Below are 22088 nucleotides of genomic sequence, written 5' to 3'. Positions count from 1 at the left end.
CGCATGACGTCAATCGCCAAGGCCGTCCTCACCCTGGAGCGGCACCGCTGAAAACCCTCACTGGTCAACCAGATCACCGCCGCAGTCCCCGACGCGACCGTCCTCGTCGCCTCGATGGTCGTGTCCACCAGCGGCAGCGTCGAGCAGCACCGTGCCGCGTACAACCAGGCCGTACCCCAGATCGTGAGCGAGGCCCGGGCCGCGGGCAAGCACGTCGCATACGTGGACATGAGCAGCCTGACCACGGCCGACCTGGCCGACACCCTGCACCCCAACGACTCGGGATACCGGAAGATGGCGGACGCTTTCCATCGCGGCATCCAGGCCGCGGACAGCGCCGGATGGCTGAGGAATCCCGCCCCCGCTCCGGCACGTGTGCAGTCCGGCATCGCCGGCAAGTGCATGGATGTCAACGGCACCGGCACGGCCGACGGGACCGCTGTCCAGATCTGGGGCTGCGGCGACGGTGTCAACCAGTTCTGGTCCGCCTACACCGACGGCACCCTGCGCTCCATGGGCAAGTGCCTCGACGCCGCCGGCGGGGGCACGGCCAACGGCACCAAGGTGCAGATCTGGACCTGCCACGGCGGCTCCAACCAGGTCTGGCAGCCTTACAACGGCGGCTACCGCAACCCCGCCTCCGGCCGCTGTCTCGATGATCCGGGCTATTCCACGGCCGACGGCACGCAGCTCGTGCTGTGGGACTGCCAGGGCGGCTCCAACCAGAAGTGGACCACTCTGACCGCCGGATGACCTCCGCTCCCGGGACCTTGGCCCTTTTCGGGCTCCGGTCCCGGGAGACCCTCCGTGGCGGGCAGCGCCGGGCGCGACGCCCGCCGTGGCTGGAGTGGGTGGTCCGGCGGTCCGGCACGTTCCGGGCCCGTGGTCAGTAGGGCTCCGGAGTCCGTCGACAAGCACCCGGATGTGTCGCTCCGAGTGTGTTGCTTCGAGCACGCTGTCGGTGTGTGCCGGGCGAAGGCCCGATCGGCCGGTGAGCGGGCTCTCTTCATGTCAGGACGGGTGCGCTGACCGGCTGAGGCCCTCAAGACCTGTGCCGGGCCGAGCGGCCGAAGAAGGTTGTGTGGACATCCCGCACCAGGCGGCGCCGTGCGGCGGCTCGCCAGCGGGGGCACGGTGTGTCGACCAGGCGCGGCGGCGGCCGGATCGGACGGGGGTGGCATCGCGGACCGCTCGTCGCGCATGAGCCGTTGGAGCAGTCCGACGGCACCTCGTTCCCCAGCCATCCGGGGAGTCGCATACGGAAGGCCGGTCAGCGGCTGAAGGGCTGCCCAACCCACGGTCCGCACCCCTCGAAAGCCGAACGTGGATCCTGACGTGGAGCCGACTCTACAGCGTGAAAGTCGAAGCGCTTCGACGATGCCATTCACCCTGACAGGCTGTCAATGGACGAGTATGAAGAAAGTATCTCACGGAGCAGGCCCTTGTTTCTCACGAAAGTTGCCCGTTAACTTACACCTTGAGTGAAGCGCTTCGACAGCTCCCGTCAGGGAGGCCGCCGCCATGAGTCATGACCGCGGGAGGCGGTGGCCCCGTGTCCTGAGTAACTGGCCGGGCAGTACGCACCCGCCCTCACCGGCGTCTCCGGACCGGCACAGGAACCGGGCCGCGTGGCGGTCGAGCAGATGACCGGCCGGCTGATCACCGCCCTGCCCGCTGTGCGACCCGAGCATGAACAAGTACTGCTGTCACCGGCCCTGCCACCCGCCAGAGCTCGATTCGACTCTCCGTACCCGACGAGGACCCGTCATGACCTCACGCAGCCTGACCGACCGCCTGGGCGGACTCGCCTTCGGCGGGGACTACAACCCCGAGCAGTGGGACGAGCCGGTGTGGAAGGAGGACGACGAGCTGATGCGCCGGGCCAGGGTCAACCTGGCAACCGTCGGCGTCTTCTCCTGGGCGCTGCTGGAACCGGAGGAGGGCCGCTACGACTTCACCTGGCTGGACGCCCACCTGGATCGCCTGCACGCGAACGGCGTGGCCGTCGACCTGGCCACCCCCACCGCCTCCCCGCCGCCCTGGTTCACCCTGGCCCACCCGGACGCGCTGACGGTCCGGCCCGACGGCACCCGGCTCGTCCACGGCAGCCGGGACACGTACTGCCTCACCGCGCCCGCCTACCGGAACGCGGCCAGCCGGATCGCCGGGGCGCTCGCCGCACGCTACGGCGACCATCCCGCCCTCGCGCTGTGGCACGTGCACAACGAGTACGCCACCCTGTGCTACTGCGACCACACGGCCGCCGCCTTCCGGGTGTGGCTGCGCGCCCGCCACGGCTCGCTGGACGTCCTCAACGAGGCCTGGGGAACGGCCTTCTGGAGCCAGCACTACACCTCCTGGGAACAGGTGCTGCCACCGCGTGCGACGAACTGGCACCACAACCCCGGCCAGGCCCTGGACTTCCGCCGATTCTGGTCCGACGTCGTCATCGCCGCCTACCGCGAGCAGCGTGACGCGATCCGCGCACACAGCGACCGGCCGGTGACCACCAACCTGATGCTGCCCGGGTATCAGAACATCGATCTGTGGGCCCTCGCCCGGGAACTCGACGTGGTCAGCTGCGACCAGTACCCCAGCGCACCCGGCCTCGGCGCCGCCGCCGACGTCGCCTTCCACGCGGATCGCGCCCGGTCGCTGGGCGGCGGCCGTCCCTGGCTGCTGATGGAGCAAGGCACCAGCACCGTCTACGACGGCGACCGGGTCCTCGCCAAGGACCCCGGTGACATTCTGCGCCACACCCTCGGCCACATCGCCCGCGGCTCGGAGGGCGCCCTCTTCTTCCAGTGGCGGCAGTCGAGAGCCGGTGCCGAGACCTGGCACTCGGCGATGGTCCCGCACGCCGGACCCGACAGCCGGATCTTCCGCGAGGTCACACAGGCCGGGGTGGCCGTCGCCCGCCTCGGTGAACTGGCGGGATCGACACTCGGCGCGCAGGTGGCCGTTCTGCACGACCCGGACGCCTGGTGGGCGCTCGGTGTGGACGGCCTGCCCACCACGGACCTCGACTACCACGCGGCACTCGCACGCGCCCACCACACGCTGTGGGACGCCGGTGTCACGGTCGACTTCGCCCACCCCGCACACGAGTTGAGCCGCTACCCGCTCGTCGTCGCACCCGCCCTGTTCCTCCTCTCCGACGCGGCGGCCGAGAACCTGCGCCGTTACGTCTCCGACGGCGGAACGCTCCTCGTCCAGCACGCCTGCGGCTACGTCGACGACCGCCTCCACGCCCGCCTGGGCGGCTACCCGGCCGCTCCCCTGCGCGAGGCACTGGGCATCCGCGTCGAGGAGTACCGGCCACTGCGGCGCACCGAGCAAATCACCCTGTCGGACGGAACACAGGGCACCGCCTGGAGCGAGTCCCTGCGCACCGAGGGCGCGGAGACGCTCGCCACTTACACCCACGGGATGCTCGCCGGGAGCCCGGCCCTGACCCGGCACCGCTTCGGCACCGGGCAGGGCTGGTACCTCTCGACCCGCCTCGACGACGCCGGCCACGGCGCCCTGGTCGCCCGACTGCTCGCCGAGGCAAGGGTGGGACCGGAGATGCCGGGCCTTCCCCCGGGGGTCGAGGCCACCACCCGACGCGCCCCGGACGGCCGCCGCTGGCGTTTCCTGATCAACCACGGCACCGAACCCGTGTCCCTGCCCGAGTCCGCCCACGACCTGCTCACGGGCGGCACGGTGTCCGAACTGCCCGTCGGCGGCTGCGCCGTGCTTCGCAGCGCCTGAGCACGGCTTCCTCCGTCCCTCTCCGGAAAGGCATCCATGACCAGCGCACCGCAGATCCTCCGATGGGGCCACCGGACCCTGGAGGTCGTGATCGGCGTCGGCGAAGACGGCACCGCCCGCCTCACCCGTATCGGCCTCCCTGGTGGGACGTCTCCCGAGCGGCGCTCGTGACCCGCGCTGCCCCTGGTGGAGGTGACGGCCGCGGGCCACGGCCGCGCCTGGTCGGCCGGGCGCCTCATCGACACGTCCCTCGGCCGACGGCTGCGGTACAGCGCACACCGTGTGACCCGCGACGGCGACTGGCACGTGCTCACCGTCGGCCTCCACGATCCCGAGACCGGTGACCTGCTCTACCCCTCGGCCGGCCGGGCCCGTCCCGCCTGGACACCCGACACGGCCGAGCTGAGCCTGACCCTGCCCACCGCGCCGTCCGCCGTCCTGCTCCGCATCACCTCCAGGGACGCCGACGCTCCCTGAACCACCCCGCACCCGCACCACGAATCACCAGTCACGAATCACAAATCACGAGAGGACATACCGGGTGCCTCCTCCGCCGATGTCTCGACTCATCCGCGAAGCGCGGCCAAGCGTCCTACTCCCTCACCGTCTTCCACCCGCGCCCACGTCTCTCTGATCCAGCCGGTCACGGCATCCTCATCGCGTTCGGCGGCAACATCATCGAAGCCGCCAACGACTCCTACCGCCTCGCGCACACCAAGGCCCAGCCGGGCGGCTGACTGATGACCAACAGAGGGATCACCGGAGCGCGAACGACGCTCGCTGCTGCCACCTTGTTCCGTCGTGGACCACCAAATCGACCGACGACACGCGGGCAGTGACGGGAAGACGGCTGCGAAGGTTGGCCTCGGCCTCCTCCAGCACGGCATCGTCTTGGCCCTGGGTGATGGTCAGATGCGGGACGACATCGTCGAACTGCCCGCCGAACGGCGGGGTCTGCGGCCACCGGTCCGCGATCGCCTCGGTGAGCCGACGGAACGGGATGTCCGGTTCGGGGACGAGATACAAGATCCCCGGGAATCGCCCGCGGTGCTCGAACCGGGCCTCGAAGGGCCGGTGACGCCCGATCACTTCTGCCATGGCAGCGCAAGCACCGCTGTCGATGCGGCTCTTGTCGAGAAACGGGAAGAGGACGGTGGCATGGGCCGGAACACCCGCACGGGCTGAGGGGTCCAGCCGGTCACGCCACGCTCGAACAGCAGGTTCTGCCTCGGGGACCCTCACGACGAGTCCCGACTGCCCTGCTTGAAACCCACCGGAGTCGCTGCCTGCCATCGCACATATGTATCAGCGAGCCCAGAACGGCAACGACCCGATTACCGACGCAGTCGTCTCGCTCCCGGCCGAGGTCCGTCGGGGCCGTCGACACGGCGAAGGGTGCGACGACCGCCGCTGCATTCCCACCGGGCCCTCTTCCTCGTACGGCACGCGTCTGTCTAGCGTGCCGTCATGGATCACCGACAGCAGCCGTCCGCACTCTCGTCCGACCGCTTCGACCACTGCCCCTGGCTGTTCGAGAAGGAGGCCACGGAGGACCGGCGAGCCGTGCAGCGGGAGCGCCAACAGTCTTTGGGCGGGGACAGCGAGGTGGGCGAGCGTTGCTACGTGGCCGAGTCGGCGGCGGTCTTCCCCGACCTCCTCCGACTGGGCGACGACTCGTACATCGCCGCCCACGCCTACGTCACCGGCACCCTGACCACGGGCACGGACTGCACGCTGAACCCGTTCACCGTGGCCCGCGGCACCGTCTCCCTGGGCACCGGCGTGCGCATCGGCGCCCACACGTCCCTCCTGGGCTTCAACCACTCGACGGCCCCCGACCGGCCTGTCTTCCAGCAACCCCAGACCAGCCGGGGCATCACCGTCGGCGACGACGTCTGGATCGGCTCCCATGTGGTTGTCGTGGATGGCGTCACGATCGGCGACCACTGCGTTGTCGGCGCCGGGGCGGTGGTGACGAAGGACCTACCGGCGTGGACGGTGGTTGCGGGCAACCCGGCGCGGCGGCTTCGGGACCGGCGCGCGACAGGGGGCCGCCAGCGGCCAAGCATCCCGGCCGGCGATGACGGTGACGGCGATGCCCTGGCCCGGTTCGCGGAGACCGCCCGTACCCAGGCCGCCGACATCCTGGCCCGCTGCTGGACTGGCGACCACTACACCGACCGCCCGGGCGCCTCACCCACCGTGCGGGCACACTGCGACGCCGTCGAGATCTCCGACCTGCTGCTGTCGTCCGCCCCCGAGCAACTGGACAGGACCGAACACATCGAGCGCCTGGCGTCCCTCCAGGACCGGGCAACCGGCCTGGTGCCCGAACTCGGCGAGCAGGCACCCACCATGGACGCCGACGGCTTCATCGGCGAGGGCCCAGCCCTGTACCACGTCCTGTCGGTGGGCTACGCGCTGGAACTCCTGGGCGCTTCCTTCCCTCAACCGATCTGCGGCGTCAGCGATATGACGACCAGTCAACTCATCGTACGTCTGGAGGAGTTGCCCTGGCGGGACAGCGCCTGGGGCGCGGGTGCCTGGATCGACTCCTGGGCCACAGCCGCCCATTGGAACCTACGGCACCCCACCACCTCCCATCCCACTCCCGGCACACTCGAAGCCCTCTTCGGCTGGCTCCTCACCCGGGCCGACCCCTGGACCGGCATGTGGGGCAGCCCCTCGACCACCGCCGGCCGCCTCCAGGTGGTGAACGGCTACTACCGGCTCACACGGGGTTCCTTCGCACAGTTCGGGATGCCCGTCCCACATCCGGAGCGAGTCGTGGACGCGGTACTGGACCACAGCCGGGACGCCCGCTACTTCGGCGCGGGCCACGAGAACGCCTGCAACGTACTGGACGTCGCGCACCCGTTGTGGCTTGCCTTTCTCTCGGGCTTGAAGTCGAGTGGACCCGACGGGCGCCACGTTTTCCCAGCTCAGTGGCATGACTCGTTCGGTGCCGTGTGCGCGACAGGTGTCGTGGATGCAGGCAGCGGCTGGTGACCGATACAGATGCTCACGAGTCCGACACCACAGGGGCTTCAACTGGTTCCATGGTCAGACCGTGGCGCGCCGACTGTTCAGCGCTGGTGCCAGACCAGCGTGTAGCGCCAGAACAGTCGCCGACGCAGCCGTGCGCCGGGTAGTGCGTGGCGAGCGTCGCGCACGATGTCAGCGAAGGTCATGGTCGCCGGTCGGGTCGGGGCAGTCATCGAGGTCGGTCGCGGTGGCTTGCGGCCCTTGTTCTTGATCCATGCCATGGCGACATTCGACGGAATGGCGATGGCGTCGATCAGGTAGTCGCTCCGAGAGTGCGGGCGGTAGAGACCGATGACGACCAGGGTTCCGCCGGGCGTCAGGTGCTGTCGGAAGCGGGTGAGGGCGTCGCTGAACGGCAGGTGATGGATGGTGGCGACACATGTGATGACGTCGTAGGGGCCAGGGGGTATGTCGTTCAGTGCGTCTCCGACGGTGAAGGTCACCGGGGCTGCGGGGGCTGTGAGTTCCCGCGCGCGAGCGACGATGGTGGGGTCGACGTCGATGCCGTGCACCGCTCCGGCTCGTGAGGCCAGCAGTCTGGCGAGGTCACCGCTGCCGGATCCGACGTCCAGGGCGCTGTTGAAGCGTCTCGGGAGCTGGCGCAGGATCCGCCGGTGGTAGTGGGCGTTGTGGTCCCAGGGGTGGGAGGCATGGAACTTTTCAAGTGCTCGAAAGATGCGGGACAGCAGCGTCGTCATGGCATGAGTCCATCAGAGTGGCTTTGTTCACGGGTTGACGACAACACCCCGTCGGCGGGGTTACGCAGTGGAGCGCCATTCCCCTTCGAGGCTGCTGAAGATCATGGAGTCTCGCCAGCCGTCGCGGAGCAGCGCCGTGTGGCGCATGCGCCCCTCATACGTCATACCGATCTTGGACAGCACCCGGGAGGAGCCGAGATTCCTCGGATCACAGGTGGCATAGATCCGATGAAGCCCCAGCTCGTCGAACCCGTACGCGAGCAGTTGGCGACCGATCTCCGTGCCGATGCCCTGCCCCCACACTCGGGGATGCACGATGTATGAGATCTCGCCCTGGCGCTGCTTATGGCTACGGACATGCAGTTCACCCATGCCCGCCACATCCCGACCGACACGAGCGACAAACGGGAACCGGCGCTGAGGGGTGCCCGACCAGACCTTGACCGCGGAGTCCACGAAGTCCTGCGTCTGAACCTCTGTGTTCGGCCCCCAGGACTGATAGCGGCACACCTCCGGGAGGCACGCCCACGAGTGAACGGCTGGCCAGTCCTCCAAAACGATCTCGTCCAAGGTCACCGAGTGCCTAGTCATGCGGCGATCATGAACGCGTCTCCGTGCGAAGAGCAAGCTCAAGGAGCCCGCCAAGCTTCGCCGACGGCCACGCGGGAGGAAGGTCTGGTGCTGCCAGTTCTCGTGAACATTGCGATGCTCCGTGGCTGAGTACGCCTCCCCAACCCACGTCGAATTGCTGCCCCTTGTCGCGAGCAGAGCCAATCAGAGGCTGATCGTCTGGGACACCGCCCTCGGGGAACCGTGGGTGCTGGCGACCACGCCGTCAGCGGTTGAGCTGGGCCATCAGCTCACGGTTCGTGGCGCGGGCGGCTTCGAGGTCCTCGTCCCGTTCCGCGAGTTCGCCGCGGAGGTCGAGAATCTGCTGTTCCAGCTCGGTGGCGCGGCGTGTGAGCGTATCGACGTCGGCCGGGGCGCCAAGGCCAGAGGCTTCCCAAGCCGCCTGGCCCAGGGCCTCGGACAGGCGCCGTTCGAGCCGGGTGATGTGCGCGGCCAGTCTCCCGTTGCGGGCCGTGAGATTCGCAACGTCGGCCAACAGCGACTTGCGGCTGACCTGCGTTCCGGCGGTCGTGCCGGGCGGGGGCTGGCCCGCGCGGGCGATGACGGCCGCGTGCAGGTCTCCGTGGCGGTGAATCAGGCTGCGGTGGACGCCGGCGGCGCGGGCCACCGAGGAAACGCTGATTTCCTCGCCAGCGGAGGCCAGTTGGTCGAGGGCATGCAGGTAGACCTGCGAGCTGGCCGCGCTGGCGTGCCCGAGGAGGTCGGCGATCTCGTCCAGGACGGCGCCGGCGTCGGCCGCGTTACTGGCGAATCCGTGCCGCAAAGCGTGGGGATGAACGCCGTCGGCCAGGCCGGCCCGACGGGAGAGCCGATCGAAGAGGTCGTTCAGGGCGCCCGGCGGCATGGGCGCCCCCAGTGGGGGCCGGAACAGGTTCACCAGCACGAAGTCGCTGTCGCGGGCTTCGCGGCAGGTGTCTCGTTCGACGACGTACTGGTCGTAAGCCTGAACCAGCAGAAAGTCCACCGGGACGGCGCGCGAACGCTTTGACTTCGCCCAGGCGCCGTTGTCGTTGTCCCGTCGCACCACGTGCAGGTGAGAGCCGGGAATCCGGCAGCCCAACACGCTGGCATCCAGGATGAAATGGATGTCCTCGCGCCGCATGCCCACGGCCTCGCTGCGGCGCAGCCCGGCCCTGGCGAGCAGGAGGACGATGAACCGTCCCGGGCCGAGCGGCAGGCCCGCAGCAGGGCAAGGACTTCCTCGTCGCTTGCGCGGCCGACCGGTTCTTGCGGTTCGGCTGCCCGGTGCCGAGCCTTGGCGTAGTAGCGAAGGTGGCTTCCCTCGCCGCGGGCCTGCATCGGCAAGTCCCGGTCGTCAGCGACCTCGTAGAGCTGGGAAAGCACGAACGTCGGCACCGTGCCGAGCGTCGTGCCGTGGGTGAGGAACTCGCGGACGCCGGCCAGCACGGTGTTGATCCGGCGAGGCCCGCGAACGGGTTCACTGCCCGGCCCGGCCGCCACCGGACTGCCGTCACCGGTCGAGTGCCGCAGCCAGAACATGAAGCTGCCCAGTCGGCCGGCCGCCGTCGTCCAATCCCGGCCGGTGCAGCGGCACCACGTCAGGTAGAGCACGACTGCCCCGGCGTATGTACGCGTAGTCGACTCCACCTGATCGCGGCCGAAGCGCACATGCCGCAAGAACTCGTCCGCTTCCGGTACAGGCAGCAACTGATCGTCGTCCAACACGGTCCAGTACCGCTGCCCCGACGGCATGTGTACCGGGAAGGGCCGCAGCCCTCTGGAGATCACCTGATGAGTCACGAGCCTTCAACGACAACTACGACGTGCACGACACGGCAACGCGAACCGTCGCACACTGCACCCCTCTTGGGGCGACGCGACAGTGCACGACGCGGTGACGAACCGAAGAGAATGTGCACAAGGCAGTTGGGCGGCAGGGGCGGAGACGACGACACCTACCGGGGGGCCGAGATCCGGGCCTGGGCCGAACGCCGACTCACCGCCGCCCTGGCGACCTGGCAGGACGGCAAAGGCTTCGGGTTCGGACCGGGTACGGCGGGGCCGGGCCCGGAACCGGGCTTGCAGGGGACGGAGATGTGGCTGGCCATCATCTGGCTGCTGGCAGATCTGGTGGGACGCTCGAACCACCTCGGGTATCGGCCACGTGGGATCCATCGCCCCGAACCGGGTGACGGGCCGCCGCCCTTGCGTATCTCTTGAGCTCTCCCTTGATGGTCCCCGCGGGTCCCGTGGGCGTCGGCCGAGTCGTACAGCAGGGAGCACCCCAGCGGAAAGGTGGCCTGCTGCACGGCCTACGGCTCTCCGGAGGCAAGGTGGTGAAGCGCGTGGATGTGGAGGGACCGGCCGCATGGCGGAGTGAAGAGAACCCGCACGTCGTGCAGTTACGTGTGTACCACCGATGCGAAGACCGATGAGGTCTTCATGCACCCATCGACCCTGAGTCTCGCCACCGCCCCGTCCCTCCCCCAATCTCAGCATCCCCCTCCCCAATCTCCTCTGGACCTGTTCGACAGCTAGTCCCGTCTTCCGCACATGGGCACGGGTGACTTGATCGGATAGGCCGGTGTCCACCCGATCAGGGCCTCTGCCAGGGTGTTCAGTCGTGGATCAACGTGAACGGCAGCAAGCCCGATACGTCGCGGCGAGTATCGAGAAGACACTGGGCGCGTTGCCGGTGGTGGCCGACTACTGCCGCCGTCTGAACCTGGCCGGGATCATCGACCTGGCCTGCCCGATACGTGATCTCGCGGACTTCACCCACGGACAGGTGATCGAAACACTGATCGCGAACCGGTTGACCTCACCCACACCGCTGGTCCGAGTGGCCGACTGGGCCCGCGAGTCGGCGGTCGAGGAGGTCTTCGGCATCGACCCGGCCCTGCTCAACGACGACCGACTCGGACGGGCACTGGACGCGATCGCCCCCGAACTCGACCACATCATCGGAACCGTGGGCGCGCAAGCGATCACCGCGTTCGGGATCGACACCTCCCGCCTTCACTGGGACATGACCTCGATCTCGCTGTACCGGGCCTACGACCAGACCGACGACGAGTACGCCGCACCGAAGTTCGGCCACCCCAAGGACCGCCGGGTGGACCTCAACCGAATCCAGGCCGGGCTCGCGGTCGCCGGGGACGGCGGGATACCGGTCTTCCAGCGCGCCTACGACGGCGGCGCCGGAGAGGTCGCCCAAGTGGTCGCGGCGATGACCGAGTTGACGAAGATGACCGCGCCACGGGACTTCCTGCTGATCGGCGACTCCAAACTTGTGTCCTACGGCAACGTGTCGGCGATGATCGAGGCCGGTGTCGGGTTCATCGCCCCGCGTCCGCTCTATCCGCACGCCGCCAAGACAAGGCAGAGCAGTTCGCCCTCGTCGTCGACGATCTCGTAGCCGGTGACGTACTCCGAGTCGTGCACGGGGAAGACGAGGGCGTTGGCACCGGTCTCCCGGTCCACCACGACGTTCGTCCAGTTGTCCTTGCGGTGGCGTGGCCCTTTGGCCAGGATGCCGTCCCGTGCGTCACGGACGAACGAGGACGCGTCGTCCACGTGCGGGAGCGAGCGACGCATGGCCTCTTCGCCCCACAAGACGGCGAAGTCCTCGATCAGGTGGACGTCGTGGTAGCCCGCGACGTCCCAGTTTGCCCTCTCGATCCGATAGGGCTCGGTCAGTGGGATCACGACCATGGTGACGGTGCGCCAGAACGCCTCGGGGTCCTCGTCTTGCGGGGGAAAGGCGCAGGTTCCCGCGTACACCGGGTGAGTACCCGCCGGGAGTTGATGACTGAACCCTCCTTCAGTGAGCCATGGGGTCTCCCAGGTGATCGGACCGTCCACCACGACGAGATCACCAGCGTGGTCGAACCACGTGGGCCTTACCAGCATGGAGTACGCCGGCGGAGCTGGCGCGTACTTGTCGACCAGGCGCCACAACAGTTCTTCCACCTTCACGGGTCGTGTCCTCCTGGTTGATCGCCATCCCGTCGCATCCGGCTCTCCGCGCAGCAAGCGGTCATCGTCCTCACCTCGGCGTCGCAGGCCATCCAACGACCACATTCACCAAAATGACCCTGCCCAGGTCAGCGCGACAGTCATCGGATGAGATGGACAGCTAGTTCGATATCTCACACATCGAAGCGTCTCGCCACCGGCGATGAATATACAAGCCCGATCAGTTAATTCAAGCCCCTGCTTTATCGGGGGCTCTCCCAGGGTGTTCGGTTGTGGATCAGCATGGACGACACCGGGCTCGGTATGTCGCGGCGAGTATCGAGAAGCAGCTGGGCGCGTTGCCGGTGATCGCCGATTACTGTCGCCGTCTGAATCTGGCGGGGATCATCGACCGGGCCACCAAGGCCCCCTGGCTGTCGCGCCGATGTTCCTGAAGAACAACCGGCGCATCGCCGCCCTCATCACCGTGATCTGCCTCGCGCTGCTGATCTTCTGCCTGATCGAACGGCAAGTCCGCCTGGTGATCGCCCCGCACATCAAACTCGACGGCCTCTACGCGGGCAGACCCGCCAAACCCACCGGACGGCTGGTCTTCGAGGCGCTGGCCCGACTCCGCCTCATCCCCGCCGTCAACGGGCAGCCACCAGGGATTCCTCAACCACCACCACTCCAAGCCCGGCTGCTGGACCTACTCGGTGTCGACCCCACCCTGCCACGATGATCAAATAACACCCCACTCGACGATCACCAAGAGTTGATCAATCCCCATGTGCGGAATGCCCGGCTAGTGGCGCGCGATCTCCCCGATCAACGTGCCCTTCGACCTCAAAGCCGTCGCGCTCGGCCAGCCGGGTTCTGCCCGCCCCGGCGGCAAGGATTCCGACGCCCGCCGCATTGATCTGGCGGGCGCGGTCCTACTCGTCAGCGTGCAACAGTTCTCCGACGCCAACGCCAACGGCTTCGCCGCAGCGCAGTTGGTCTTCGGCATCTGCGCCGTCCTGCCCTTCCGGACCCCGCAGTTCGTCGGGCTCCTGCCCAGGTGCTCACAGCAAACCTGAAACCCGGGCACCGCAGCCGGGTTCCTCCCCGCCCCCTGGCAGTACGGACCCACAGCACCGGCCTGGACTGCTCCACACGCAGCTGACTCCCGGTACGTCAACGGCCCTCAACGCCGCAGGCTGCCGCTGAACAAGCGACGCGCCCGGCCCCCTGGACAACCCCTACAGACCGGCTCAACCGGACCCGGCCTCATGCCCTGGAGCCACACTCCCTCTGCTGATCATCCGCAGTCTCCCCCTACGTCGACAGGCGGGCCTGGCACCGACGTTGCTCACGGAAAGACGTCGGCCTCAGGCACGCTCGGCGGTGAGTCTCCTTCCCCGTGTTCCGTTCGCATACCGGGCAGGGCAAACCGGCCGAGGTCGGGAGAGTCGGGCTTGCCCCGCCCCGCTGTCAGCACCAGGACCTCGTCCTCGGCGCTCCAGACGCGCCGTTGGGACTTGCCAGGGCACAGGCGGACGTTGTCGTGGGGGCGAAGCGCGTGCGGGTCGTGGGGGCGGTAGCCGATCGCGCACTCGTCGTGTCGCAGTGCTGCCGCGACCACGGTGGCGAAGGAGGCTTCGCGGCCGGGCAGCACGTAGTGGTCGGCCGGGCGCAGGGCGAGTGCTCCGCCGCGCGCGGCGAAGATCTCCTCGAACACGGCGGCCAGTTCGGGGTTGTGCACGATCTGTGCCATCAGCAGGGCGGTGAGTTCTCCCCGAAGGACGACGTCGGACGCGCGGCCGAGCGGGGTGATCCTCCGGCTGCGATGGTCACGCATCTCGGCCACCACGGGCAGTACCCGGTGTGTTCTCTCTTCCCAGGAGCGCAGGGTCAGCATGCTCAGCAGCGTTCGGTCGTCGGCCCGCTCGGGACATGTCTCCGCGTCCGCTCCGAGGGCGATGACACTGTCGTAGGCGCAGAGGTCGAGGCCAGTGAGAGTCTCGGGGGCGGCCGGGTCACCGGCGCGGTGCTCGACGCGCAACAACGAGGGTTCTTCGCGGCCCGGGGGCCAGTCCTGGGGGAAGCCGGTGTCCGCGGCGGCGACCACGTCGAGGACGGAGCCCGGCCGGGCGGTCCGGCGCAGGATGTCCACGATCAGCGGGGCGCGGCGGTTCCATCCCAGGAGCAGCAGCCGTGCGGGAGGGCCGGGCCGTGGGCAGGGTGGCGCCATGGCAGTGGTGTCGACCTGTGCTCGGCAGTCGGTGAGCGGGACGCGGCGGTCGTCGTGGGCGACGGTCACCAGCCGGTCCCCCGGTTTCAGCACGGTCCGCGGCGCCGGAGTGAGGATCGGAGGGCTGTCGGCCCGCAGGAGTCCCACGACGCAGGAGGTCTCGAGGCGCAGTGCCACATCTTCGAAGAAGAGCCCCGCTGCCTGCGGGATGTCACTCACGTGGAATTCGGCTCCGGAGAAGTCCAGGAGGTCGCGCAGCACCGACGACATCCCGGGTTGCCCGGCGGACTGGAGGAGCAGTCGCGCGGTGGTCCGGTCGGTCTCCAGGACGGTGCCGCGCGGTCCGGCGGCGAGCCGCGCAGCCGGCAGGTAGCGTCCGTCGCGTACGGCGGCCAGCACGCGCGGGCCGTTATCGGCGTGGAGCAGGGTGCGCAGTGCCAGCAGGGTCCGTACGACCGTCAGGTCGCCGTCGGTGTCCTCGGCGGGCAGCACTGTCACCGTTCGTGCCGTGCCCGGTGTGACCAGGGCCAGGGCGTCGGGATCGGTCGGTGGGCCGGTGCGGCATTCCAGGCGAACGCCGGCGGTGACTCCCAGGGTTGTGGTGAGGGCTGTCTCCATGGCGGCCGGGTCCCGGTCCGCGAGGATGGTGATCACATGTCGGACACCGGCGGGGCGTGCGGCGATCAGTTCAGCGACCAGGGGGAAGATCTGGTCGGACCAGCCGAGTACCACGGTGTGGTCGTGCTCCAGGATCCGGGAGCGGCCTCGTCTCAGTTCCGTGAGTCGGTCTCCCAGGCTGGTGGTGACCACTCCGACGACCGTCGATACGCACAAGAGGGCAATCAGGCCGAGCAGTACGGACAGCAGCATTCGCAGGGGTGCACCCGTCGCGGCACCGAGGCGCAGCGTTTCCGCGCTGGTGCGCCATACCTGGGTGAGCCGGCCGGACAGGGAGTGCGGGGCATCGGGGTCTGTCCACACCAGCAGGGCGCTGACGGGTACGACGATCGAGAGGCAGCACAGGGCGAGCCAGCCGAGCAGTGTTCCGGTGCTGCGGGCCAGGGTCCTGTCGAACAGGTAACGCGTCCGGTGGTGTAACGAGGTTCGTTCCTGTCGCCGTACCACGTCAGCCCCCTGATCTCTGCACCCGCCTCCGGAAGTCGAAGCGTGCCGGTTCCGCCATCCGCGACACGCCGTTCCACCGGGACCTTCACTCTTTCGGGCAACGACACGGGCTGAAACCTGGGCAGAGCCCGCGGGCGCGACTGGCTTGAGTGACTTGGCCGCCCGGAGCCCCGCGACGACTCGACCGCTCAGGCAACGAGCCGGCGGAGGTGACAGCGCCCGAGATCCGGGCCGGCCGGTTACGGCAGGCGCGGCGCGGGCCAGGCGGGGTCCCACCGCCAGCCGGCCCATGCGTCGGCGTCCCCGAAGGGACCGGAGCGTTCCTCGATCATGGCGAGGACCTGGGTGCGCGCAGCGTCCACGGCCCGGTGCTCCGCCTCGGAGACGATGCCGAGCCGACGCCCATGGGCGTACTCGTCTTCGTCCTTCCAGCGCCACCGGCTCAGATCGGGGTCGACGACCAGGTCCACAGCCAGGTCGAAGGTGTCGAACCCCTTGGCGGTCCGGACCGTCGGGTGCTCGAAGTTCACGTACCAGTTCCGCAACCGGCGCCCGCCGCCGGAGGGGACGAAGAAGGCATTGACGCTGAACCACAGGTCGGGCGACTTCCACAACAGCAGCTCGGTCTCCTCCCACCGACTGTCCGCAAGGTCCCACTCCCCCGCCGCCATGGCTTCGAACGCCTCCGTACGCACCGAACGGTCACCGTCGGCACGGGCCTTTACGTACAAGGCGGGCCAGCGCGCCTCCGCTCCCGGCGCACACGCGGTCACCAGCGCCTCACCTGTGTCGGCGACGACACGCAGTGCCTGCTCGCTCCACACCCGCCCACTACGGTGTACATCCCGCCGTACGACCGTCTGCCCCGTCTCGAAACTGCGCACCGCTCCTCCGTCTCGGCCGAAACGCCCGGCCTGGGCAAGCCGCCGCACGGGGGATCGTGCCCACGGCAGATCGGCACAACCCGGCAATCACCGAACCGGGGCCCAGCGGATCATCCGCAGCAGGCGCTGCCCCTCGTCATCATCGATCTCCGGACGCGTACTTGCTCGCTCAGTCACCGGCGCCGCTTCCCTGCCGGGCGCTGCCGGGCGCTGTGCGGCCGACCGGCCCTCGATCCGACGGGCCCTGGCCCCTGCCGCTGGTCCCTGGTCCCTGGTCCCGTAACGGTGAGCTGACCGTCGCGGGACCTCAGTGAACACCTGCACCGACCAGCGGCTGGGAGGGCTGAGTGGCCCCAAAAGGGGTAGTCGAGCCAAGGAAGGTATTCGCCGTACCGAGGGATGGAGCCACAAATGCCGCGCATGATCGAACGTATCAAGCAGTTCGCCAAGAGCCCTCAAGGGCGTCGTACGGCCGAGCAGGCACGGCGGGCCGCAGCCGACCCTCGTCGCCGGAGCCAGGCCAAGAGCCTGCTGAGCAAATTCCGTGGCCGTCGCTGACCGCACCCACCCGCAGGGAGTGGGGTGCAGAATGCCGCCGACAGGCAGCCTGGGCTGTCCTGGCGGAATGTCTGATCACGCTGTGAGGCGATCGGCAGCACCCGGTCCTCCCGCGACAGGCCCGAGGGCCATGTCCTTGCGGACCGGGTCCACCCTTCGTGTCGTGCGCACAACGCAGTGAGGGCTTTCAGCCTGGCCGCTGATCGGGTAACACCAGTGGGGTGCGCGGGAGTTGACGTGAACGTGCGTCCGCCCAGTCTCAAGGAATGATGACGACCTTGCCTCGGGTCCGGCCGGCTTCCCTGAGGCGGTGGACGTCTGCGAGGCCGGTCACCTAGATGTGACTCGCCGAGTCGATGGTGACCGCACCCGCCTCGACGAGTTCCACCAGCGCCGCCAGTTGCGCTCCATCGTTTCGGGCAACCATGTGCGTCGCAGTCGCCCCTGCATCGACAGGTGACTCGACCGGGGCGCGATCGAGACAACACGCCCGCCCGGCCCACCAGAGGCGCCAGAACTGCGGCGTCCGGCGAGTTCAGCGGGACCAGATTGAGCAGCATGTCCACCAGGCCGCCGAGCGACGCACGCCCCCCGGCCCTGCGATGTAGTCGATCACTTGGTCCGCGCCCTACCTCCGGGCCACGCCAACGCTTCGCGCACCGGCCTTGGCGATCACTTCGGCTCCGGCATATTCCGCGAGCTGCCTGACGAATCCACCAACGCCACCGCCTGCGCCATTGACCATCACCCGCTGACCAGCGGCTACCTCCGTGCTCGAATTTCGCCTGCCATGCCGTCAAGCCTGCCAGGGAAGAGCTGCGACGACGGAACGGCATCCTTCTGCCCCTGGGATCGCCAAGCGCTGCCCAAGCTCGGCGATAGCCGGTGTCGCGTGTTCATGCCAGTTACGCAGCCACAGGAAATGTCGTCACGGAACAGCACAACCTCGCTGCTCGGTGAACTGCACGGGCTTTCTTCATCGAGCCAGGGTTCATTGGGCACGGCGACGATCCTGCCCGGCAGATCAGCGGGGCCTACTCGCTTGCAAGATGTAACCCAGGCGGCGGCTTCTCCCGATTCTCGGAGGCGAGACCAGTTCGTCGAACTCAGGATGGTTCGGTATTCGCCGTGTGTGCGTTCGATGCCGACTTCGAAGAGCAGCGCAAACCCGCTGCCGCCGAGTGTCAGTGCTGTCTCCATCGGCTGAGTTCATGAGACAAGGGATAGATAGAGGGTCAGCCGAGATACAGCCCGGTGGGGCAGCCACCCTCCAAGTGGTGCCAAAACGCGGGGGCTGGCATGGGACGGGGGTGGGTGCTCGCGGCACCGCAGCCCCGTCCCACGCCAGCCCCCGCCGCCCGCGATGTCCAAGGTAAACCGCTCCATGGCGTCACCGAACTCGTATGATCTCGCGGTGAAGATCTGGACGGAGCGCCCTGCCGAGACCGACGTCGAAGCGGTCCTACGCGGCTACTTCAGCCTGCTCCGAGCTGGGAGGACCCCTGAGGCCGAACAGCTCATCGATCACTGCCCGGTCCGGCATGTGCTCAAGTCGCTGTGGACCGGTTCCGTCGAAGCGAGTGCCGATGAGGACGAGGCGAGTGGCAGCCCTGCTGCCGACGAGTGGGAGCAGGACCTGTCCTGGCTCGGCGAACTCGATCTCGCGGGCTTCTTCTGGGGCCACACCGGCAGTCATGTCAACGTTGAGATCACCTACCGCACGCAGATAATCAAGGTGGCATTGGGCTTCTGGGTCAGGCCCACCGACGCCGGCTGGGTCATCACGGGACCGGCCACATACTGGTAGGAAACTCCGAAAGAGCAGCACGTCCAGGTGTCAGCGCATTCCGCCGCTGGCGGACCATCACATGATGTCGACCAAGGACCTGACCAGGCCGAGCACGCCGCCCCCGCCCCACGCCGACCCCGTGACCCGCAAATTCAGGCTGGAAAAGGCTGACGGTTTTTACGGACGCCTCGTGAGACAACACGACATCGCCAGACCCGTGAGGCCTGTTACTCCCCGACAGGCCGACGGCTCCCGTCCCGTGAAACAGGGGGAGCCGCCCAGCAAGTCGCACATGTATTGCCCTCAGCGGGTCATGCGTGACGGCTCGAATGCCGGTTACCGGTGACGACGCGGTAGAGAGCGAGCAGGATGAAGGAGCCGACGATCGCGGCGATCCAGGTCGAGACGTCGAAGAACCCGTCGATGGAGTCGACGCCGAATATCACCTTGCCGAGCCAGCCGCCGAGCAGACCACCGGCGATACCGATGAGCATGGTGATGATGATGCCGCCGGGGTCCTTGCCCGGCATCAGGGCCTTGGCGATGACGCCGGCGAGCAGGCCGATGACGATCCACGCGATGATGCCCATGGTTTCCTCCGCTTCCTGGATAAAGGTTGTGTCAGCTCATCGTCTGCACCGATTACGCCCGAACAAACGTCTCCTGCGCGTCTCAGCCCCGACAGCCTTTGATCCAGATGAACGGTCCGGCGGCACATGGACCCAGCGGCTCACCGCGCCGCCAGGAGTTGTCTGCAATCGGAATCGCCAAGGCCTTGGCGAGCAACCCCGGGCTGCTGCCCGATGAACCCACGCCCGGCCTGTACCCCACCGAGCGAGACCACTTCCGCGCCGCACTTCGGCACCTGAGTGGCACGACGACCGTGGGTCCGTCCACCGTCCTATGGAGGACGTGAACGCCTGTTGTGACCCGCAGTCGTGCCCCACATATCCCGCAAGATCTTTCAGGGAACCCCACGGGAACTGGAAGCCGCACGAGGCTACCCCAGCGTGATCACGGACGGCCCCCCTCAAGGCACCCGCCGTCGCCCCCCCCACGACACGCGGTTCCGTGCACGCCACCCGCCCGAGGGCACATCCCGGGACCGTCACCTGACGGACGACGAGATCGGCCGCCGTCGGGCCTCAGGCGTCCGCGTCCGGGGATCGTCATGCGCAGTTCGCCAGGCCTCACCCGCGCCCCCGGACCAGGCGCGCCTTACTGCCACGGAGCCGAGGGAGCCGACAAAGGGCCCAGGAGAGTTCCCCCACGTGGACTTGCGCACGGAAACCGATCGGTTTACCGTTACTGAAAACCGATCGGTTTACCTCAAGGGTTCGGGAGCCTATGATGACGACAACTCGGCCGGTGGCACTTGTGACAGGTGCGTCGTCCGGCATCGGGAAGGAAGCCGCACTCGCCCTGATCGCTGCGGGTTTCGACGTGGTCGGCACGAGCCGCGACGTCTCGCGTGTCACCCCGCTCGACGGCATGACGTTCATCGACCTCGACGTGGCCAGCGATGCGTCGGTGACCGCCGCGGTCCAGCAGGTGGTCGACCGGTTCGGGCGGATTGACGTCCTGGTCAACAATGCGGGTATCGGCTTGATGGGCGCGGCCGAGGAAAACTCTCTCGCGCAGGCTCAGGCCGTCTTCGACATCAACGTGTTCGGCGTCATGCGCATGGTGAAGGAAGTTCTGCCACACATGCGCGCCCGGGGGCGCGGACGCATCATCAATCTCTCCTCCGTGGTCGGCTTCCTCCCCTCGCCCTACATGGCCGCCTACGGCGCCTCCAAGCATGCGATCGAGGGGTACTCCGAGTCCCTGGACCACGAGGTCCGCGGACACGGTGTCCGGGTGCTTCTCGTCGAACCCGCCTACACCCGGACCGGATTCGAGGCCAGCAGCCCGCGGCCCGACACGGCTCTGCAGGCCTACTCGGATCAGCGGCGCACCTTCGACCGCATGATGGAGGCAGCGATCAAGAACGGCGACGACCCCGCCATTGTTGCCAAGGTGATCGTCGCGGCAGCGACCGACCCGAAGCCGAAGCCGCGCTACACCGCCGGTCCCATGGCCGGGCGCGCACGAATGTTGCGCCGCCTCGCTCCCGCCGCGGTCTTCGACAAGCAGATCCGGAAACTCAACCTACTGGCCGACTGACACCCGCCACCCCGCGCACGCCACTGGCCACGCACGTCGGGAGAATGACGTACGTCATGAGCAGTCACCGGGCCGACGGGGCCGAACGCCTCCCGCATTTCACTCCAGAGGGGCGTGACGCCTCTCCCTGGACCACCAACACACACCCAAACAACCGGAGTTGCGGCGACCGCGCGATTTGCGCCGACTTCGCGGCTGCCCCGTCTCCGGTGACCTGGTCCGCCGGGACTACTCGTAGGTCCGGGCTACCGAGAGCCGGCGTGCCGCCAACGGTGAAATCGCAGCCAGCCAGTTTTTTCACGCCGCGCAACGCATGGGGCCCGTCCGCACAACGGACGGGCCCCATGAGCGAGCGCCGGGCAGGCCTTGCACCTGCATTTCCCCACAGGAAGCGGGGCGTCTTTCCTTGGACCACCAACGCGCAACCAGCCAACCGGAGTTGCGGCGACCAGCTCAAGATCAAGCTTAGCGCACCCAACCAGCGCTTCCTCGCAGGGTGGGGCACTTTGACGGTTCCGGCCATCCACCTGGGTGAGTTGGCGATTCCCTCTGGGTCAGAGGGCCTTCCGAGGGTATTGGCATCACGTTGGTGTTCAAGTTTCTCCGAGAGAGTGGTGCCACAACCATGGCCGACGATGCCTTGTTGTTCGTTCTCCCCGAGCGCCATCCGCGTCTGGGCGCGGCCCTGGCCTCCGTCGGCGAGTTGGAGTGTGCCGAGACTCCTGCAGTACTGGGATGGCTGCACGCGCACGGGGTCCCCGCCTCTTCCGAATGCGTCAGGATCGTCCCGTCCGGGGCCGAGGTGCTCATCCCCGACGATGCGGAGCGCCTGCCAGTCCCCCTGAGCGAGGAGGAGACGGTGCGGGTGGAGCAGGCCTGTGCGCCCCGCTCCGTGACGGACATGGAGTCCGAACTGCTCAGCTTCCGGGACACCACCCAGGACTGGCAGTCCCTGGTTCACCGGGCGCTCACCTCCGGGATTCCCGCGCAGCGCATCGCGCAGCTCACCGGTCTGGACCCGCAGGACATTGCCCAGGCTGTCGACGGCTGACACCCGCTGGATCAGCGAACTCAGGCGTCAGGATACAGAATTCCGTTAGTCCGAGGATCCTGGGATCCAGGGATCCAGGGATCCGTGTCAGGGAGATGCACCCTGTTGAGGACGCCGAATCCGGCAGCCTGATCTCGTACCCGGTGGGTCGCTCGCCGACCGGGGCTCTGTCTCCGTGTCGCGATCCCGACCTCAAGATGCAGGCCGCGTGAGTGCCATCTCTTGCGGCTGGGGTGCA

Annotated in this window: 20 protein-coding genes and 2 pseudogenes; 13 read left to right on the top strand and 9 right to left on the bottom strand. The window is 68.1% G+C overall.

The features are described from left to right. Window positions 1–57 precede the first annotated feature (57 nt). The 4 genes and pseudogenes from IEY89_RS36885 to IEY89_RS41760 all read left to right on the top strand — a co-directional run. A pseudogene (locus IEY89_RS36885) lies at window positions 58–753 on the top strand (ricin-type beta-trefoil lectin domain protein); the annotation flags it as partial. Window positions 754–1767: 1014 nt separating this feature from the next. Further along, window positions 1768–3753 (top strand): beta-galactosidase, encoded by a 1986-nt coding sequence (locus tag IEY89_RS36880; RefSeq protein ID WP_189151913.1) that lies wholly within the window; start codon window positions 1768–1770, stop codon window positions 3751–3753. 36 nt (window positions 3754–3789) lie between these two features. Continuing rightward, window positions 3790–3924, top strand: coding sequence for a hypothetical protein (locus IEY89_RS41765; protein ID WP_308437483.1), 135 nt, complete (start codon window positions 3790–3792; stop codon window positions 3922–3924). 15 nt (window positions 3925–3939) lie between these two features. Beyond that, entirely contained in the window at window positions 3940–4230 is a 291-nt protein-coding gene (locus IEY89_RS41760) for a hypothetical protein (protein WP_308437482.1), read from the top strand. Window positions 4231–4509: 279 nt separating this feature from the next. Here the strand turns inward: IEY89_RS41760 and IEY89_RS36870 are convergent, their stop codons facing one another. Next, window positions 4510–5046 (bottom strand): 2'-5' RNA ligase family protein, encoded by a 537-nt coding sequence (locus tag IEY89_RS36870; protein WP_189151912.1) that lies wholly within the window; start codon window positions 5044–5046, stop codon window positions 4510–4512. Between the two features lie 174 nt (window positions 5047–5220). On the opposite strand from IEY89_RS36870, the gene IEY89_RS36865 reads away from it, so the two are divergent. Next, window positions 5221–6762, top strand: a complete 1542-nt coding sequence (locus IEY89_RS36865; RefSeq protein ID WP_189151911.1) for an acyltransferase — start codon at window positions 5221–5223, stop codon at window positions 6760–6762. Between the two features lie 77 nt (window positions 6763–6839). Here IEY89_RS36865 and IEY89_RS36860 read toward each other — a convergent pair whose 3' ends face one another. From IEY89_RS36860 to IEY89_RS41225, 3 genes are all read right to left on the bottom strand, one after another. After that, window positions 6840–7496: a class I SAM-dependent methyltransferase gene (locus IEY89_RS36860; RefSeq protein WP_189151910.1), complete on the bottom strand. Its 657-nt coding sequence runs from the start codon at window positions 7494–7496 to the stop codon at window positions 6840–6842. Between the two features lie 60 nt (window positions 7497–7556). After that, a complete protein-coding gene (locus IEY89_RS36855; protein WP_229695633.1) occupies window positions 7557–8072 on the bottom strand; it encodes a GNAT family N-acetyltransferase in 516 nt (171 codons plus the stop codon). Window positions 8073–8331: 259 nt separating this feature from the next. Then, window positions 8332–9228 carry a tyrosine-type recombinase/integrase gene (locus IEY89_RS41225; RefSeq protein ID WP_229695632.1) on the bottom strand — a complete coding sequence of 299 codons (897 nt, stop codon included), beginning with the start codon at window positions 9226–9228 and terminating at the stop codon, window positions 8332–8334. Between the two features lie 815 nt (window positions 9229–10043). Here IEY89_RS41225 and IEY89_RS42250 point away from each other — a divergent pair. Further along, window positions 10044–10307, top strand: a pseudogene (locus IEY89_RS42250) (acyltransferase); the annotation flags it as partial. Between the two features lie 403 nt (window positions 10308–10710). Continuing rightward, window positions 10711–11505, top strand: a complete 795-nt coding sequence (locus tag IEY89_RS36840; protein WP_229695631.1) for an IS1634 family transposase — start codon at window positions 10711–10713, stop codon at window positions 11503–11505. On the opposite strand, the gene IEY89_RS36835 is transcribed toward IEY89_RS36840, so the two are convergent. Then, on the bottom strand, window positions 11445–12065 hold the full coding sequence (locus IEY89_RS36835; protein WP_189151909.1) for a hypothetical protein: 621 nt from the start codon (window positions 12063–12065) through the stop codon (window positions 11445–11447). The two genes, IEY89_RS36840 and IEY89_RS36835, sit on opposite strands and share 61 nt — an antisense overlap. 424 nt (window positions 12066–12489) lie before the next feature. Here IEY89_RS36835 and IEY89_RS36830 point away from each other — a divergent pair, with 424 nt between their 5' ends. Further along, complete coding sequence (locus IEY89_RS36830) at window positions 12490–12786, top strand: hypothetical protein (RefSeq protein ID WP_189151908.1); 297 nt, start codon at window positions 12490–12492, stop codon at window positions 12784–12786. A gap of 91 nt (window positions 12787–12877) precedes the next feature. Next, complete coding sequence (locus tag IEY89_RS36825; protein ID WP_189151907.1) at window positions 12878–13123, top strand: hypothetical protein; 246 nt, start codon at window positions 12878–12880, stop codon at window positions 13121–13123. Window positions 13124–13395: 272 nt separating this feature from the next. Here the strand turns inward: IEY89_RS36825 and IEY89_RS36820 are convergent, their stop codons facing one another. Further along, entirely contained in the window at window positions 13396–15402 is a 2007-nt protein-coding gene (locus tag IEY89_RS36820) for a CASTOR/POLLUX-related putative ion channel (RefSeq protein ID WP_229695630.1), read from the bottom strand. A gap of 239 nt (window positions 15403–15641) precedes the next feature. Beyond that, complete coding sequence (locus tag IEY89_RS36815) at window positions 15642–16286, bottom strand: ribonuclease FAU-1 family protein (RefSeq protein WP_189151906.1); 645 nt, start codon at window positions 16284–16286, stop codon at window positions 15642–15644. 411 nt (window positions 16287–16697) lie between these two features. On the opposite strand from IEY89_RS36815, the gene IEY89_RS36810 reads away from it, so the two are divergent. Beyond that, the gene (locus tag IEY89_RS36810; protein WP_189151905.1) at window positions 16698–16844 is read left to right on the top strand and encodes a hypothetical protein; all 147 of its coding nucleotides are present in this window, start codon (window positions 16698–16700) and stop codon (window positions 16842–16844) included. Between the two features lie 762 nt (window positions 16845–17606). Here the strand turns inward: IEY89_RS36810 and IEY89_RS36805 are convergent. Further along, window positions 17607–18044: a hypothetical protein gene (locus IEY89_RS36805; protein WP_189151904.1), complete on the bottom strand. Its 438-nt coding sequence runs from the start codon at window positions 18042–18044 to the stop codon at window positions 17607–17609. Between the two features lie 214 nt (window positions 18045–18258). Between IEY89_RS36805 and IEY89_RS36800 the strand changes: the two genes are divergently transcribed. Continuing rightward, window positions 18259–18651: a hypothetical protein gene (locus tag IEY89_RS36800; protein ID WP_189151903.1), complete on the top strand. Its 393-nt coding sequence runs from the start codon at window positions 18259–18261 to the stop codon at window positions 18649–18651. A gap of 293 nt (window positions 18652–18944) precedes the next feature. Here IEY89_RS36800 and IEY89_RS36795 read toward each other — a convergent pair whose 3' ends face one another. Then, window positions 18945–19223, bottom strand: coding sequence for a GlsB/YeaQ/YmgE family stress response membrane protein (locus IEY89_RS36795; protein ID WP_189151902.1), 279 nt, complete (start codon window positions 19221–19223; stop codon window positions 18945–18947). 757 nt (window positions 19224–19980) lie between these two features. On the opposite strand from IEY89_RS36795, the gene IEY89_RS36790 reads away from it, so the two are divergent. Both IEY89_RS36790 and IEY89_RS36785 read left to right on the top strand, forming a co-directional pair. After that, window positions 19981–20799: an oxidoreductase gene (locus tag IEY89_RS36790; protein WP_189151901.1), complete on the top strand. Its 819-nt coding sequence runs from the start codon at window positions 19981–19983 to the stop codon at window positions 20797–20799. Window positions 20800–21424: 625 nt separating this feature from the next. After that, window positions 21425–21850, top strand: coding sequence for a DUF6003 family protein (locus tag IEY89_RS36785; RefSeq protein ID WP_189151900.1), 426 nt, complete (start codon window positions 21425–21427; stop codon window positions 21848–21850). The last annotated feature ends 238 nt before the right edge of the window (window positions 21851–22088 follow it).

Source organism: Streptomyces lacrimifluminis (assembly GCF_014646095.1).
Lineage (GTDB): Bacteria > Actinomycetota > Actinomycetes > Streptomycetales > Streptomycetaceae > Streptomyces > Streptomyces lacrimifluminis.
This window is presented reverse-complemented; position numbering and strand designations above follow the sequence as displayed.

Bases quoted from the DNA above. Each gene is read 5' to 3' on its own strand.
- IEY89_RS36880 (WP_189151913.1), top strand. From the start codon at position 1,768: ATGACCTCACGCAGCCTGACCGACCGCCTGGGCGGACTCGCCTTCGGC.
- IEY89_RS41765 (WP_308437483.1), top strand. From the start codon at position 3,790: ATGACCAGCGCACCGCAGATCCTCCGATGGGGCCACCGGACCCTGGAG.
- IEY89_RS36870 (WP_189151912.1), bottom strand. From the start codon at position 5,046: ATGGCAGGCAGCGACTCCGGTGGGTTTCAAGCAGGGCAGTCGGGACTC.
- IEY89_RS36865 (WP_189151911.1), top strand. From the start codon at position 5,221: ATGGATCACCGACAGCAGCCGTCCGCACTCTCGTCCGACCGCTTCGAC.
- IEY89_RS36860 (WP_189151910.1), bottom strand. From the start codon at position 7,496: ATGACGACGCTGCTGTCCCGCATCTTTCGAGCACTTGAAAAGTTCCAT.
- IEY89_RS41225 (WP_229695632.1), bottom strand. From the start codon at position 9,228: ATGCGGCGCGAGGACATCCATTTCATCCTGGATGCCAGCGTGTTGGGC.
- IEY89_RS36830 (WP_189151908.1), top strand. From the start codon at position 12,490: ATGTTCCTGAAGAACAACCGGCGCATCGCCGCCCTCATCACCGTGATC.
- IEY89_RS36810 (WP_189151905.1), top strand. From the start codon at position 16,698: ATGCCGCGCATGATCGAACGTATCAAGCAGTTCGCCAAGAGCCCTCAA.
- IEY89_RS36805 (WP_189151904.1), bottom strand. From the start codon at position 18,044: ATGGAGACAGCACTGACACTCGGCGGCAGCGGGTTTGCGCTGCTCTTC.
- IEY89_RS36795 (WP_189151902.1), bottom strand. From the start codon at position 19,223: ATGGGCATCATCGCGTGGATCGTCATCGGCCTGCTCGCCGGCGTCATC.
- IEY89_RS36790 (WP_189151901.1), top strand. From the start codon at position 19,981: ATGATGACGACAACTCGGCCGGTGGCACTTGTGACAGGTGCGTCGTCC.
- IEY89_RS36785 (WP_189151900.1), top strand. From the start codon at position 21,425: ATGGCCGACGATGCCTTGTTGTTCGTTCTCCCCGAGCGCCATCCGCGT.